Source organism: Zoogloea sp. (genome assembly GCF_017302315.1).
Lineage (GTDB): Bacteria > Pseudomonadota > Gammaproteobacteria > Burkholderiales > Rhodocyclaceae > Zoogloea.
The window spans coordinates 13,610-26,982 of the sequence record NZ_JAFLDT010000007.1 but is presented as its reverse complement, the minus strand read 5'-3'; the positions used below and the strand labels follow the sequence as shown (position 1 = coordinate 26,982).

Below are 13,373 nucleotides of genomic sequence, written 5' to 3'. Positions count from 1 at the left end.
CCAACAGGGGTAATTTCGTCGCACCCCATCGCCGCAGGCAGCTTGGGGATGCGCGCCCCGCGAGGCCTTTCGCCGGCGGTACGCGGCTTGCTACTCAAGGGGACGATCGCTCGCCGGATGCCCGCCATGCCCCTGCCCGTCTTCCCCGCCGATACCGATGCCTGGCCCCTGCGGCGTGTGACCCGGGCCCGGGATGCGGACGAACAGGCTGACAATCTCTCCCAATGGAATCAGCGCTACGACCAGCTCTCGCCGGGCAGCTTTGAAGGCTCCGTGACCGAACTGTGGCTACCGAAGAGCCAGGTCTTCATGGAAACGGCCAACCGCGCCCTTCGCCAGACCTGTGCCGCCTGGCCACGATCGGTGTGGTTCGGCATTCCCGCGGCGCGGGACGGCATGATGTCCCTCGGCGGCAAACCCCTGTCTTCCCGGGCGGTCTGCATCCGCGACGGCGGGGCCGAGTTCGACCTTCTCACGGCACCGGATTTCAACCTCTTCGGCGTCGTGGTGGACCGCCTGGCCTTTGCCGACTATCTGGACCGGGCCGCCCGCCAGGATCTGGATCGCCTGCTCCTGCAGGGTGACGTGCGCAACCTGGCGCCCGGCCGCAAGGAAAGCCTGTGTGCCACCCTGGCCCGCGTCCTCGCCGATGCGCACCACCCCGACTTTCCGGATGCGGAGGCACTGCAGGAACGCATCTTCTCGGCCCTCGCCGACGCGCTGTTGAGCCACGACACGGAGCCGGTGCCCACCCGCCGGACCCGCCTGATCCATCAGGCAACGGTGGACCGGGTTCGCCAGTACGTGCTCGACAACCCGGAGCACCCGCCGACCATTCCGGAGCTGTGCGCCCACCTGCACCTGAGCCGCCGAGCCCTGCAGAACTGCTTCGAGGACGTCACCGGGATGCCCCCCGTGGCCTACATGCGCAGCCTGCGCCTCAACGCGGTCCGCCGTGAGCTGCGCCATGGCAGCGGCCTCCGTCCGATCTCCAGCATCGCCTACGACTGGGGTTTCACCCACATGAGCCAGTTCGCCCGGGACTACCGTCGCCTGTTCGGCGAGCTGCCGTCGGAATCCCTGCGCCACGCCTGACCTCCCGGGCAAGCCAAATTCCGGTCCGCACCCGGCGGCGTGGCTACAATTGGGGAAGCCCCTCGCCCCGCAAAAGAGTGCCTCAATGACTGATCTGTCCTGCTCCCCACCGCTGCCGGAGCCTCCTGAACCCACCACCCAGCCCGCCTCACGGCCCGTGCCGGTACTGCGGGTGGACGGCCCCGACATGCGGCCCTGCCTCGACGAGGCGGTCGAGGAAGTGCCCGTGGCGCTGGTATTCAATGGCATTTCCCACGCGGTCCTGCTGGCCACCCCGACCGATCTGGAAGATCTGGCCTTGGGTTTCAGCCTCAGCGAGGGCATTCTCGAAAGCCGTAGCGAGCTTTACGACCTGGAATGCGCCAGCACTGCCAACGGGATCGAATTGCGCCTGGAGATCGCCTCCAGCCGTTTCGCCGCGCTCAAGGCACGTCGCCGCACCCTGGCCGGCCGCACCGGCTGCGGTCTGTGCGGGGTGGAAAGCCTGGATGCGCTGGCCCGCCCGCTGGCACCGGTCGCCGCCTTCCCCCCCATCCCCGTCACCGCAGTCACCACCGGCCTGGCGGAACTGCCGGCCTGGCAGCACCTGCGCAAGCTCACCGGGGCCGTGCATGCCGCCGCCTGGATCAGCCGCGACGGCCACATCCTCGCCCTGCGTGAGGATGTGGGGCGCCATAACGCCCTCGACAAGCTTCTCGGCCACCTGGCGGGCTCGGATCGTTCCGGCGGCTTCGTATTGGTGTCGAGCCGGGCCAGCTACGAGATGGTGCAGAAGGTGGCAATGCTGGGCATCGGCTGCCTGGTGGCGGTCTCCGCCCCCACGGCCCTGGCCGTCAGACTGGCCACAGACGCCGGCGTCACCCTGGCCGGCTTCGCCCGCGGCGAGCGGCTGGTGGTCTACAGCCACCCGGCAGGGCTGGGGCTGGCGGCCAATCTGAAAACCTGACTCAGCTTTACGCCTCGCGTTCAAATGAGCGCGAGCCCGGCCGCCACAGCTCCCCGCCCGGGACAACCCCGGCAATCACCGCCCTCATGCTCCTCGGCCCCGCCCCCCCCCGATGGCACAACCCCAGACTCCCCCCACGCATTGGGCGCCTCATTGGCGGACGCCTTCTCTGAAACCGGGAGCACCGTCCCACCTGCATCAGCCCCATCTGAGCAACAACGCCTCCGGTTCCGGATCAGACGTGGCCTGACAATATCGGCCACCTCCCCGAAGCCAACGAATTGAACGAGGACGCTACGACGCCAGACCCGCCTTGTGTTTTTGCGTGTAACGGGCAGAATCGGCGCTACCGTTGATCGTAAAAAACCTTCACAACGGTGACAGACGGGATTCGGGTGACGGATCCGCTCGTAAACCGCAGCCATACACACCGCACCAGACGACAGACACCCATGCCCCAACAGCACGACGTCACGAGACCCAACCTGAAGGGAGCTGTGAATACCATTGATACGGAAACGTCGCCACGCACGGATTACCTTGATGGCTGGCGAGGGGTTTCAATACTCTGCGTGCTCCAAGGACACTTCATCGCCTTGCCAATTCCGGTCGATCTTGGCCGCTTTGGCGTATGCATGTTCTTCGCCCTGTCGGGCATGCTCATGAGCAACCTGCTGTTCATCGAGAGGCAAGCCCTCGCGAAATTCTACAGACGACGAATCAGCAGAATACTCCCCACGTTCATTCTCTTCGTCACCACGATGTTCGCACTCAGTGGCCTGTGGAACACGGCTTTCTCGTGGAACGAATTCATCTCGACACTACTTTTCGCTCGCACCTATTTTCCATACCCCGGAATCTGGAAGACAGAGATCCCCATCGGTCATATCTGGTCTTTGAACATCGAAGAGCACTCCTACATCTTCATGAGCTTTCTCACGCTGCTCCCCTTTCTCAAGAGGCGCGAAGGACCTTTCCTGATCGCATGCGGGGCGGCGTGCATTGTCATCGGTTTCGTTTACGTGAGACTTGGCAGCAACGCGCCATTCTGGGGCTCGCTTGGCACTGAAGTTGCCGCGTCATTCCTGCTCATGTCCGCCGGGTATCGCCTGGTATGCGATCGAGTCAGGCAATACGTCCCGCCCTGGCTCCCCGTGCTGTCGCTGATTCTCGCCATGTTCCTGAGCCAGGGAGGCCGCTGGTGGATGCAGCCCATGGCGTCACCGGCCCTGCTGGCCTTCGCAGTAAATCACCTGCCCGAAACCCGCTCCTGGTTCAAGACGCTACTGTCCTCCCAGGCCCTGCGCCTGGCTGGCCTGTGTTCCTTCTCGATTTACCTATGGCAACAACCGTTCTATTCAACGAAGGCCATCTTTCCTGGCGGCCCCTACAGCGCGCTGGCCTGTGCCATGATCGTTTCTCTATTGTCGTATCACCTTGTTGAAAAGCCATCCCGTACATGGCTCAACAGAAACTGGAAATCGTGGCTTCCGGTTCAAACCGCACAACAACACTAGAACCCACGTCATGGGGCGCTTGAGAGGCACCCGAACGCGTGCAAGACGGGGGCATGGCAATGATAGGGATGGCAGGGAACGGTACATCCCGACAGAGAGCATCCCCGGGAATGGTGCGCTCTGGGTGCGCTTGGCATATCGAGCTTGCTGCAGGCAATTGTCCGCCTTGCCCCAAGCCCTCTTGCCCTCGGCATCCACGGGATGGCTGCCGCTGACGAATCAGGCAATCACTTCGAAATCAATGCGGCAGGACGGCCAGGACCGCCCTGCATGAATCTCACAATCCGCTGCGCTTACTCCACATCGGCGCGCTTCACGCGGCGCTGACGCACCGCTTCGGCTAGGACGTCGAGCACGGTGAGGCTGTCTTCCCAGCCGATGCAGGCATCGGTGATGCTCTTGCCGTACTCCAGCTCGACACCGGGCTTCAGATCCTGGCGGCCTTCCTTGAGGTGGGACTCGACCATCACGCCGATGATGCGGTCTTCGCCATTGGCCATCTGGCCGGCCACGTCACGGGCCACGTCCACCTGCAGCTTGTGCTGCTTGCGGCTGTTGGCATGGGAGAAGTCCACCATCAGCTTGCCCGGCACGCCGGACGAGGCCAGCTCCTTGCAGGCCGCATCGACGCTGGCGGCATCGTAGTTGGGGCCCTTGCCGCCACGCAGGATCAGGTGACAGTCCTCGTTGCCGCCGGTGGACACGATGGCCGAGTGCCCGGCCTTGGTCACCGACAGGAAGTGGTGGGGCGACTGGGCGGCCTTGATGGCGTCCACGGCGATACGGATGTTGCCGTCGGTGCCATTCTTGAAGCCCACCGGGCAGGACAGCCCGGAGGCCAGCTCCCGGTGCACCTGGCTTTCGGTGGTGCGGGCACCGATGGCACCCCAGGAGATCAGGTCGGCGATGTACTGGGGGGTGATCATGTCGAGAAACTCGGTGCCGGCGGGCAGGCCCAGCTCGTTCACTTCCCACAGCAGCTTGCGGGCAAGGCGCAGGCCGTCGTTGATGCGGAAGCTGCCATCCATGAAGGGATCGTTGATGAGGCCCTTCCAGCCCACGGTGGTACGGGGCTTTTCGAAGTAGACACGCATCACCACCAGCAGGTCGTTCTTGAGGCGGTCGGCCTCGGCCTTGAGGCGGCGGGCGTATTCCATGGCCGCATCGGTGTCATGGATGGAGCAGGGGCCGATCACCACCAGCAGGCGGTCGTCGGCGCCGAACAGGATGCGGTGGATGGCCGCGCGCGCCTCGAAAGCCGTCTCCGCCGACTTGGGGGTGGCCGGGAATTCCCGCAGCATGTGGATGGGCGGGGCCAGTTCCTTGATGTCCTTGATCCGGACATCGTCGATATGGACTTTCGAGGAGGCGTGCATGGTCAATCCTGTCGGCTTGCTTTTGAGTGAGTCGATGATTCTAGCCCATGGCCCCTGCCCGCGGCCATGGCAGACGCAGCGGGACACCCGCCGTCACAGCTAGAGCATGACTTGAGTCCCCAATTCCACCACCTGGTTGGCGGGCAGCTTGAAGTAGGTGGCAGCGCCTTCCGACTGGCGCATCATCCAGGCGAAGAGCCCGCAGCGCCACGCCGGCATCTTGCCGGGGCCATCCACCACGGTCGAACGGGCAACAAAGTAGGTGGTGGTCATCGGCTCCAGTTCGAGGCCCAGCGGGCCGGCCAGGGCAAGGGCCGCCGGCACGTCGGGTTCCTCGCGGAAGCCGAAGCGCGCGTCCACGTTGTAGATGCCCTCGGCGAGTCGGGTCACCGTGACCCTGTCCCGGTCGTCGATACGCGGCACCTCCTCATTCACCACATGCAGGAACACGGTGCGCTCGTGCATGACCTTGTAGTGCTTGAGGTTGTGGAACAGGGCGCTGGGCACCAGCGAGGGCTCGGAGGTGAGATACACGGCGGTGCCGAACACATGTGGCACGTCGGGTAGGGGGCCCTGGATAAAGCCCGCCATGGGCACGTCGATGCAGCCCCGCTGCTCGGCCAGCAGACGGCTGCCCTCCTTCCAGGTGGTCAGCATCAGGAAGATGCCGGCACCCAGGGCCATGGGCATCCAGCCGCCCTCGCCGAGCTTGGTCAGGTTGGAGCTGAAGAACAGCAGCTCAAGGCTGCCGAACAGGGCCATGGCGGCCAGCAGCCCGATGCGCCCGCGTACATCCGAGACCAGCAGGATGAAGACCGTCAGCAGGGTGGTGATGATCATCGTACCGGACACGGCGATGCCGTAGGCCGCCGCCAGGGCTCCGGAGGAGCGGAACTCCAGCACCAGGATGATCACCGACACCAGCATCAGCCAGTTCACGATGGGCACGTAGATCTGCCCGCGCTCGGTGTCGGAGGTGTGCAGGATGCGCAGGCGCGGCAGGTAACCCAGCCGGGTGGCCTGCAGAGTCATGGAGTAGGCGCCGGTGATGGTGGCCTGGGAGGCGATCACCGTGGCCAGGGTAGCGAGCCCCACCAGGGGCAGCAGGAACCAGTCGGGCGCGAGCAGGTAGAAGGGGTTTTCGATGGACACGGGTGCCCGTAGCACCAGAGCCCCCTGGCCAAAGTAGTTGAGCATCAGCGACGGCCACACCAGGCCGTACCAGGCCAGCCGCACCGGTCGGGGGCCGAAGTGCCCCATGTCGGCGTACAGGGCTTCGCCGCCGGTAAGCGCCAGAAACACGGCGGCAAGGAGGATGAAGGCCACGTGGGGCTTGGCAATGGCAAAGGCAATGGCGTAACGCGGATCCACCGCCCGCAGCACCTCCGGCGTCTCGACGATGCTGGCCACACCGAGCGCCGCCAGCGTAACGAACCACAGTACCGTGACCGGCCCGAAAAAACGCCCGACCTGCCCGGTGCCGTGCTTCTGGATCATGAACAGCCACACCAGGATGCCCACCGTGATGGGCACCACGTAGTGCTCCAGATGTGGCGTGGCCACACTCAGGCCCTCCACCGCCGAGAGTACCGATATGGCCGGCGTGATGATGGCATCCCCATAGAACAGGGCCGCTGCGAAGATGCCCGCCCCCACCGCGAGCTTGGCCCACAGCGGCGTCGGGGCGTCCCGGTGAGCCCGGGCGGTCAGGGCCAGCACCCCACCTTCGCCCTCGTTGTCAAAGCGCAGCACCACCCACACGTATTTGAGGGAGACGATCACCAGCACCGCCCAGAAAAAGGCCGACAGGGTCGCCAGCACGTTGGCCTCCGTGGGGTCGATGCCGTGGGCACCGGCAAAGGCCTCCTTGAAGGCATACAGGGGGCTGGTGCCGATATCGCCGTAGACCACCCCCAGGGCGGCCAGGGCGAGTGCTGCGGTACTGGTTCGGGAATCCGTGTTCGAGCTATTCATTATTCACTCCGCCGGAGACCGGCCAATCAGAGGTGAAACCGGTAACCAACCCCGGTTTCGGTGAGAAAGTGGCGTGGCTGCGCCGGATCATCTTCGAGCTTGTGGCGCAGATGGCCCACGTAGATACGCAGGTAGTGGCTGTTGTCGCCCGTCGCCTGGCCCCACACTTCGTGCAACAACTGGCGGTGGGTCATCACCTTGCCGGCATTGGCAACGAGCACTGCGAGCAGACGGTATTCCAGGGGAGTGAGGCGGACCGCCTCGCCCCTGCGCAGCACCTGGCGCAGGGAGAAGTCCACCTCCACGTCCCCGAAGCTCACCCGTGCGGCCTCGGTGCCGGGCCGGGCACGCCCACGCCGCAGCAGCGCACGCACTCGGGCCAGCAGCTCGCCGACGGAAAAAGGCTTGGTCAGGTAGTCGTCGGCACCGGCGTCGAGCACGCCGATCTTGTCGTATTCGGTGGAGCGCGCCGACAGCACCAGCACCGGGGCCACCGACCAGGCACGAAAGTCGTCCACGAACCCCACGCCGTCGCCATCGGGCAACCCCAGATCCAGGATCACCAGCTCAGGCTGGCAACGGCCGGCCTCGACCAGCCCCTCGCGCCGGGTCTCCGCCTCGCTCACCCTCAGCCCCTCCTTCTCCAGGGCGCTGCGCACAAAGCGGCGGATCTGGCGTTCGTCCTCGATGAGCAGGATCGTTGCCCCTTTCATGCGCCCTCCCCGTCCGCAGGCAAGGCCTCGGGCTCAACAGGCGGCGGCGTGCCCCGGGGCAGGCAGAAGGCCACACAGCCCCCGCCCTCCGGCGGATTGAAGGCGCGGATGGTGCCCCCATGCACCTCGATGATGGCGCGGCAGATGGCGAGGCCGATGCCCATGCCGACCACCGTCGTCTCGGCCTGACCGCGCTCGAACAGCTCGAACACCTTTTGCAGCTTGTCCGGCGGAAAACCACCACCGCCGCTCGACACCCGCAGCTCCACCATCAACGGGCCAACATCGGCCGACAGGATGATCGGCGCACCCGGCGGCGAATACTTGGCAGCGTTCTCCAGCAGGTTGCAGAAGACCCGCTCGATCAGCACCGCATCAAACTCAAGCAAGGGCAGCGCCGCCAGCCCCAGCACCCGCACCGGATGGCCCTCCAGGGCACCGCCGAGCAGCTTCAGGCTCGCCCCCACCACCTCCTCCACCGGCTGCCACTCCTTGCGCAGGCAGACCGGCCCGGTCTGCAGGCGGGCCATGTCGAGGAGGTTGCCGACCATGCCATTGACCCGCAAGGCCTGGTCCCGGATGGCCCCTGCGACATCCCGGGCCTCGTCTGGCAGCGGCGGCGGCCCCACCACCAGGGAATCGGCCAGACCATAGAGCGCAGTCAGCGGGGTGCGCACATCGTGGGACAGCGCCGACAGGATGGAGCTGCGCAGACGCTCGGACACTGCCTCCAGCTGGGCGGCCTGGGCCACCTCGACGAAATGCAGGCGCTCCACGGCCGTGCTCACCAGGGCCGACAAGGCCTCCAGCAGTGGCCCGATGCCGTCGTCACCCGGCAGCGTGACAACCAGCACGCCTCGGTTTCGGGTTGTGCCGGCCAGCGGAAGGACATGACAATGGCACCCGCTTCCATCGTCTGCGAGCAGCGCCAGCGGACGCTGGGCGTCGCGGGCCTGCAGCAGCAGCCCCGCATCCACCACAGGTACCGCGCCGCCACGCCCGCCAACTGCCTGCAGTCGCTCCTCGGCGGTGGGCAACAGCAGGCAGCACGGCGCATTCCATTGCTCCTGCAGAAAACGCGCCACCGATTCATCCACCTGCTCCACGCCCATCGCCCCTGCCAGCTCCCGCGCCAAGCCATACAGCCCCCGCGCAACCCGTTCCCGACGGGCCGCGTCCCGGGCCTGAGCGCGCAGACCGGCGGTGAGCTGTCCGACAATCAGCGAAACCGCCAGCATCACCACAAAAGTGAACACATGGGGGGCATGGCTGACTTCGAAGGAGAAGCGCGGCGGCACAAAAAGAAAGTCGAACAAGGCCACGCTGAGCACGGAAGCCAGCACCGCCGGCCCGCGCCCGGCCCGCAGGGCCACCACCACCACCGCCAACAGGAAGCACATCACCGTGTTGGGCAGATCCAGCTGGCTGCTGAACGGCCATAGCACCGCCGCCACCGCGCCACAGCCCAGCACGGCCAGACCGTAGCGTTGCCAGGGCGGGGAAAGCGGGTCTTCCGACAACAGGATGGACGACAGCATGGCAACTCCGGGCGATCGTGGGGGCGACACCCGAAAATTGTTGCACCGCTTCCATAAAAAAGGCGTAAAAACCGCGCTGCCGAATTGCTGATCACGAAGGCCGGGATATACTGTATTTTTATACACAAACATCCCCATGAGCCCTCCCGCCCCACCCCGCGGCCGTGGCAGCCGCCTGAACCCCGACAACCGCTTCACCGAATGGCAGCGCGATGCCGGTGACGATGGCTGGGCGGAAGGTGCCGCGCCCGAAGCGGAGTCGGGCAATGGGCCCCTCACCACGCTGATCCTCGATCAGACCCGCTCGGTGATCGTACGCAACCAGTCGCCGGATGTTCCCTTCACCCAGTCCATCAACCCCTACCGGGGCTGCGAACATGGTTGCAGCTACTGCTTTGCGCGGCCCGGGCATGCCTACCTGGGCTTCTCGCCCGGGCTCGACTTCGAGACGAAGATCGTCTGGAAGCCCGATGCACCGGAGATCCTGCGCAAGGAACTGGCTGCCCCGGGATACCGCTGTGCGCCCATTGCCCTCGGTATCAGCACGGATGGCTGGCAGCCCGTCGAACGACGGCTGGGCCTCAGCCGCCGCCTGCTTGAAGTCCTGGCCGAAACCCGCCACCCGGTATCCATCGTCACCAAATCGGCACTCATCGAGCGGGATGCGGACCTGCTGGCCGACATGGCCCGGGACCACCTGGTGCAGGTGATGTTCTCCATCACCACCCTGGACCCGCTTCTGGCCCGCCGGCTCGAACCCCGGGCCGCATCCCCGGCACGCCGCCTGGCCGCCATGGAAGCCCTGCACCGGGCCGGCGTGCCGGTCGGCGTGCTGTTCGCACCGCTGATTCCGGCACTGAACGATCACGAGCTGGAACGGGTGCTGGAAGCGGCCCGCGCTGCCGGGGCCGAAAGCGCAGGCTACGTGCTGCTGCGCCTGCCCCTCGAATTGAAGGCCCTCTTCGAAGACTGGCTTCACAGCCATTTCCCCGACCGGGCAAGCCATGTCTTGAGCCTCGTGCGCCAGTTACGCGGCGGCCAGCTCAACGACAGCCGCTTCGGCCACCGCATGCGTGGCCAGGGCGTGTTTGCCGACCTTTACCGTCAGCGCATGCAACGCACCTGTGAACGGCTGGGGTTCCAGCGCACGCATCGCCCGCTGAATACCGAAGTTTTCCGCCCGCCGGCCCGGGGGCCACAGATGAACCTGTTCTAGGCGCCGGTCCTGCTTAATCGGCCCGGAAAAACAGGTCAGGGGGGAGTGAAGAAATCGTAGCAAGCGGTTCGAGTGCACGCAGAGAAGCGCAGCCATACATGGGACATGATGCGCGTCGCTAGGGCAAAACGGGCCGATATTCACAAATACTCAGTGGCGGATACCAATACCCCAGTGAATACCGCCTCGCCCCCGAGGCAGGCCTGGGCCGTAGTACGGAAAACCAAAGGGCTGGGGATAACCGTAGCGGATCGTGCCGTAAGGGTAGGCCGGATACGCGTCCCGCACACCCCGGCGATAGGCCTCGGCCCTGGCCCGTTCGACGGCTGCGGCCTGTTCGGTCTGCTGACGCACCTTGTCGGCCGTGGCCTGGTCCCGGTCGTGGCGAGCCTGGGCCTCGGCCAGGGCGTCAAGCACTTCCGGCGCCACGCCTTGCTCACGCAGGCGCAAGACCTCGGAGGGGCTGAGGGCATGATGCGTCCCGGTACTGCGCAGGACGTCGAGGAGCGCGGCAGTCGGCACGCCCTCCCGCGAACGGCGCACGATTTCGTCCAAGGCCAGGGGTCGCCCCGGGCGAGCCGCGTCCGTGCGGGCGAGCTCGGCAGGATCGAGACGGCGCACCGCCCGGGGATCGGACGAAGGGGGCGTGGCACAGGCCGCCAGCAGCAGCATGGCCGCACACAGAAGGCCCCGCAGACGCAGGGCGACACGGCTCTCAGCGGGGGGTGCCAAGGGCAAGCCGCTCGTAATGCCCCACGACCAGATCCATCTGTTCGAGGATGCGCTCACTGGTGGTAGCCACATCGGAGGCGGCCTTTTTCTGGCTGCCGGCATCGCGCATTCCCAGCGCATTTTGAAAAAAGAACCACTGCTGTTCCACCAGGGTCAGCTCGTCCCGGATCTGGGCGGTGTTGACACCCGCCGACTTGAGCTCTTCATGGGCCTTGGCGAATTCCTTCATGGCGGTATCGAGCATCTCCCCGGCCGGGCCGGCGTTGACGTCCATCTGCCGGAAAAAATAGGCCTTGGCCATGCGCTGGGAGAGCATGCGCTGCCGACCGGAGAGGTTGACCAGGCGCCCGGCGGGAGAGCCGGCAAACTTCTCGTAGGCCAGGGTCAGTTTGTGGGCACTGGCCAGCACGGCCTCATTGCCCGCCCAGACGGCCTTCGCATCGCTGTGGATATCCACCAGCAAGGGACGATAGCGCCCCCAGTCATGTTCAAGCTGCAGCCACAGGGTACGCAGCTCGTCGCTGGGCAGCAGGGTCTTGAGTTCGGCCAGCTGGGCTTCGAAGAGCGCTGTGGACTGGGCAAGCAGGGTCTTGGCGCGCTCGGGCAGCACGCCCAGCACCAACATCAGCCAGGCCTTGGCCGTGCGCTGGGAGAGCATGCGCTGACGGCCGGCCTTGTTGATGGCCGCCGGCAGCGACAGGCCGGCGACCGCCGCCGGCGCCACACGTGCCGCCCGAACCTGCTCCAGGGGAAGGGCGCACGCCGCGCCCGCCAGAGCAAGAAAGACTCGCCGATCCATGTCAGCCCCCCGTGCCACCGACCGTCAGCCCATCGATGCGAAGGGTCGGCTGGCCAACCCCCACCGGCACGCTCTGGCCATCCTTGCCACAGGTGCCAACCCCTGGGTCGAGGGCCATGTCGTTGCCGATCATGGACACCCGTGTCAGGCAGTCGGGGCCGTTGCCGATCAGGGTGGCGCCCTTCACCGGGCGGGTCACCTTGCCATCCTCGATGAGGTAGCACTCGGAGGTGGAGAAGACAAACTTGCCGGAGGTGATGTCCACCTGGCCGCCACCGAAGTTGGCCGCATACAGGCCGTTCTTCACCGAGGCGATGATCTCGGCGGGCTCGTGCTCGCCGGCCAGCATGATGGTGTTGGTCATGCGCGGCAGGGGCAGGTGGGCGAAAGACTCGCGACGCCCGTTGCCGGTGGGCTTGACGCCCATCAGGCGGGCGTTGAGGGTGTCCTGCATGTAACCGGTGAGGATGCCGTCCTCGATCAGCACGGTGCGCTGGGTCGGGTTGCCTTCGTCGTCGATGGTCAGCGAGCCGCGGCGATCCGGCAGCGTACCGTCGTCCACCACGGTCACGCCCTTGGCCGCCACCTGCTGGCCGATGCGGCCGGCGAAGGCGGAGCTTTCCTTGCGGTTGAAGTCACCTTCCAGGCCGTGGCCGATGGCCTCGTGGAGCAGGATGCCGGGCCAGCCGTTGCCGAGCACGACGGTCATCAGGCCGGCCGGGGCCGGGCTGGCGCCCAGGTTGACCCGGGCCTGGCGCACGGCCGCACGGGCAAAGCCGGTGAGCACCTCGTCACTGAAGCGGCTGTAGTCGTAGCGCCCGCCGCCACCGCCGGAGCCCTGCTCGCGGCGACCGTTTTCTTCCATGATGACCGTCACGGACACCCGCACCAGGGGGCGCACATCAGCCGCCAGGTGGCCATCGCTGCGGGCCACCATGACTACCTCCCAGGAGCCGACCAGACTGGCCATGACCTCCTTGACCCGCGGGTCTTCGGCCCGGGCCATGGCTTCGAGGCGCTCCAGCAGCTTGACCTTGCTGACATCGTCCAGGGAGTCGTGGGGGTTGTCGGCCCGATAGAGGGCGGGGGGAGACTTCTTCGCGACCTCGATCTTGCAGGTCTTGCGACGCCCGCTGTCGGCGATGGCCCGTGTGGCGTCGGCGGCATCCTTGAGCGCCTTCAGGCTGATGTCGTCGGAGTAGGCAAAGGCCGTCTTCTCGCCCGTGACGGCACGCACACCGACACCCTGCTCGATGTTGAAGCTGCCCGACTTGACGATGCCCTCCTCCAGGCTCCAGGCCTCGGAGCGGTGATACTGGAAATAGAGGTCGGCGTAGTCGAGCTTATGGCGGTAGAGCTTGCTGAAGACCTTGTCGAGATCCTCGAAGTCCAGGTCGTAGGGCTTGAGCAGCAGCTTGCTGGCAAGCTTGAGGGCATTGGGGGGGGGATTCTTGCTCATGGTCTCTC

The 13,373-nt window shown here is 66.0% G+C and carries 11 protein-coding genes; 4 read left to right on the top strand and 7 right to left on the bottom strand.

What is annotated here, in order from left to right; genetic code table 11:
• The first annotated feature begins 126 nt into the window (after window positions 1-126).
• From J0L98_RS03965 to J0L98_RS03955, 3 genes are all read left to right on the top strand, one after another.
• The gene (locus tag J0L98_RS03965) at window positions 127-1,095 is read left to right on the top strand and encodes a helix-turn-helix domain-containing protein (protein WP_296410235.1); all 969 of its coding nucleotides are present in this window, start codon (window positions 127-129) and stop codon (window positions 1,093-1,095) included.
• Window positions 1,096-1,180: 85 nt separating this feature from the next.
• Window positions 1,181-2,041 carry a formate dehydrogenase accessory sulfurtransferase FdhD gene (gene fdhD / locus J0L98_RS03960; RefSeq protein ID WP_296410234.1) on the top strand — a complete coding sequence of 287 codons (861 nt, stop codon included), beginning with the start codon at window positions 1,181-1,183 and terminating at the stop codon, window positions 2,039-2,041.
• A gap of 452 nt (window positions 2,042-2,493) precedes the next feature.
• A complete protein-coding gene (locus J0L98_RS03955; RefSeq protein ID WP_296410233.1) occupies window positions 2,494-3,558 on the top strand; it encodes an acyltransferase in 1,065 nt (354 codons plus the stop codon).
• A 293-nt stretch (window positions 3,559-3,851) separates the two neighbouring features.
• Here the strand turns inward: J0L98_RS03955 and aroG are convergent, their stop codons facing one another.
• The 4 genes from aroG to J0L98_RS03935 all read right to left on the bottom strand — a co-directional run bounded on the left by aroG (window position 3,852) and on the right by J0L98_RS03935 (window position 9,159).
• Window positions 3,852-4,934: a 3-deoxy-7-phosphoheptulonate synthase AroG gene (aroG, locus tag J0L98_RS03950; protein ID WP_296410231.1), complete on the bottom strand. Its 1,083-nt coding sequence runs from the start codon at window positions 4,932-4,934 to the stop codon at window positions 3,852-3,854.
• A gap of 99 nt (window positions 4,935-5,033) precedes the next feature.
• Complete coding sequence (locus J0L98_RS03945; RefSeq protein ID WP_296410230.1) at window positions 5,034-6,908, bottom strand: potassium transporter Kup; 1,875 nt, start codon at window positions 6,906-6,908, stop codon at window positions 5,034-5,036.
• A gap of 26 nt (window positions 6,909-6,934) precedes the next feature.
• Entirely contained in the window at window positions 6,935-7,621 is a 687-nt protein-coding gene (locus tag J0L98_RS03940; protein WP_296410229.1) for a response regulator, read from the bottom strand.
• Window positions 7,618-9,159 carry a DUF4118 domain-containing protein gene (locus tag J0L98_RS03935; protein WP_296410228.1) on the bottom strand — a complete coding sequence of 514 codons (1,542 nt, stop codon included), beginning with the start codon at window positions 9,157-9,159 and terminating at the stop codon, window positions 7,618-7,620. The genes J0L98_RS03940 and J0L98_RS03935 overlap by 4 nt, the downstream gene beginning before the upstream one ends.
• 136 nt (window positions 9,160-9,295) lie before the next feature.
• On the opposite strand from J0L98_RS03935, the gene J0L98_RS03930 reads away from it, so the two are divergent.
• Complete coding sequence (locus J0L98_RS03930) at window positions 9,296-10,375, top strand: PA0069 family radical SAM protein (RefSeq protein ID WP_296410227.1); 1,080 nt, start codon at window positions 9,296-9,298, stop codon at window positions 10,373-10,375.
• A 150-nt stretch (window positions 10,376-10,525) separates the two neighbouring features.
• Here the strand turns inward: J0L98_RS03930 and J0L98_RS03925 are convergent, their stop codons facing one another.
• Genes J0L98_RS03925 through tldD form a run of 3 tightly spaced genes read right to left on the bottom strand, consistent with a single transcriptional unit; the run spans window position 10,526 to window position 13,365 of the window.
• Window positions 10,526-11,107: a hypothetical protein gene (locus tag J0L98_RS03925; protein ID WP_296410226.1), complete on the bottom strand. Its 582-nt coding sequence runs from the start codon at window positions 11,105-11,107 to the stop codon at window positions 10,526-10,528.
• Entirely contained in the window at window positions 11,091-11,906 is an 816-nt protein-coding gene (locus J0L98_RS03920; RefSeq protein WP_296410224.1) for a type IV pili methyl-accepting chemotaxis transducer N-terminal domain-containing protein, read from the bottom strand. The genes J0L98_RS03925 and J0L98_RS03920 overlap by 17 nt, the downstream gene beginning before the upstream one ends.
• 1 nt (window position 11,907) lies before the next feature.
• Window positions 11,908-13,365 (bottom strand): metalloprotease TldD, encoded by a 1,458-nt coding sequence (gene tldD, locus J0L98_RS03915; RefSeq protein WP_296410222.1) that lies wholly within the window; start codon window positions 13,363-13,365, stop codon window positions 11,908-11,910.
• Window positions 13,366-13,373: the final 8 nt, after the last annotated feature.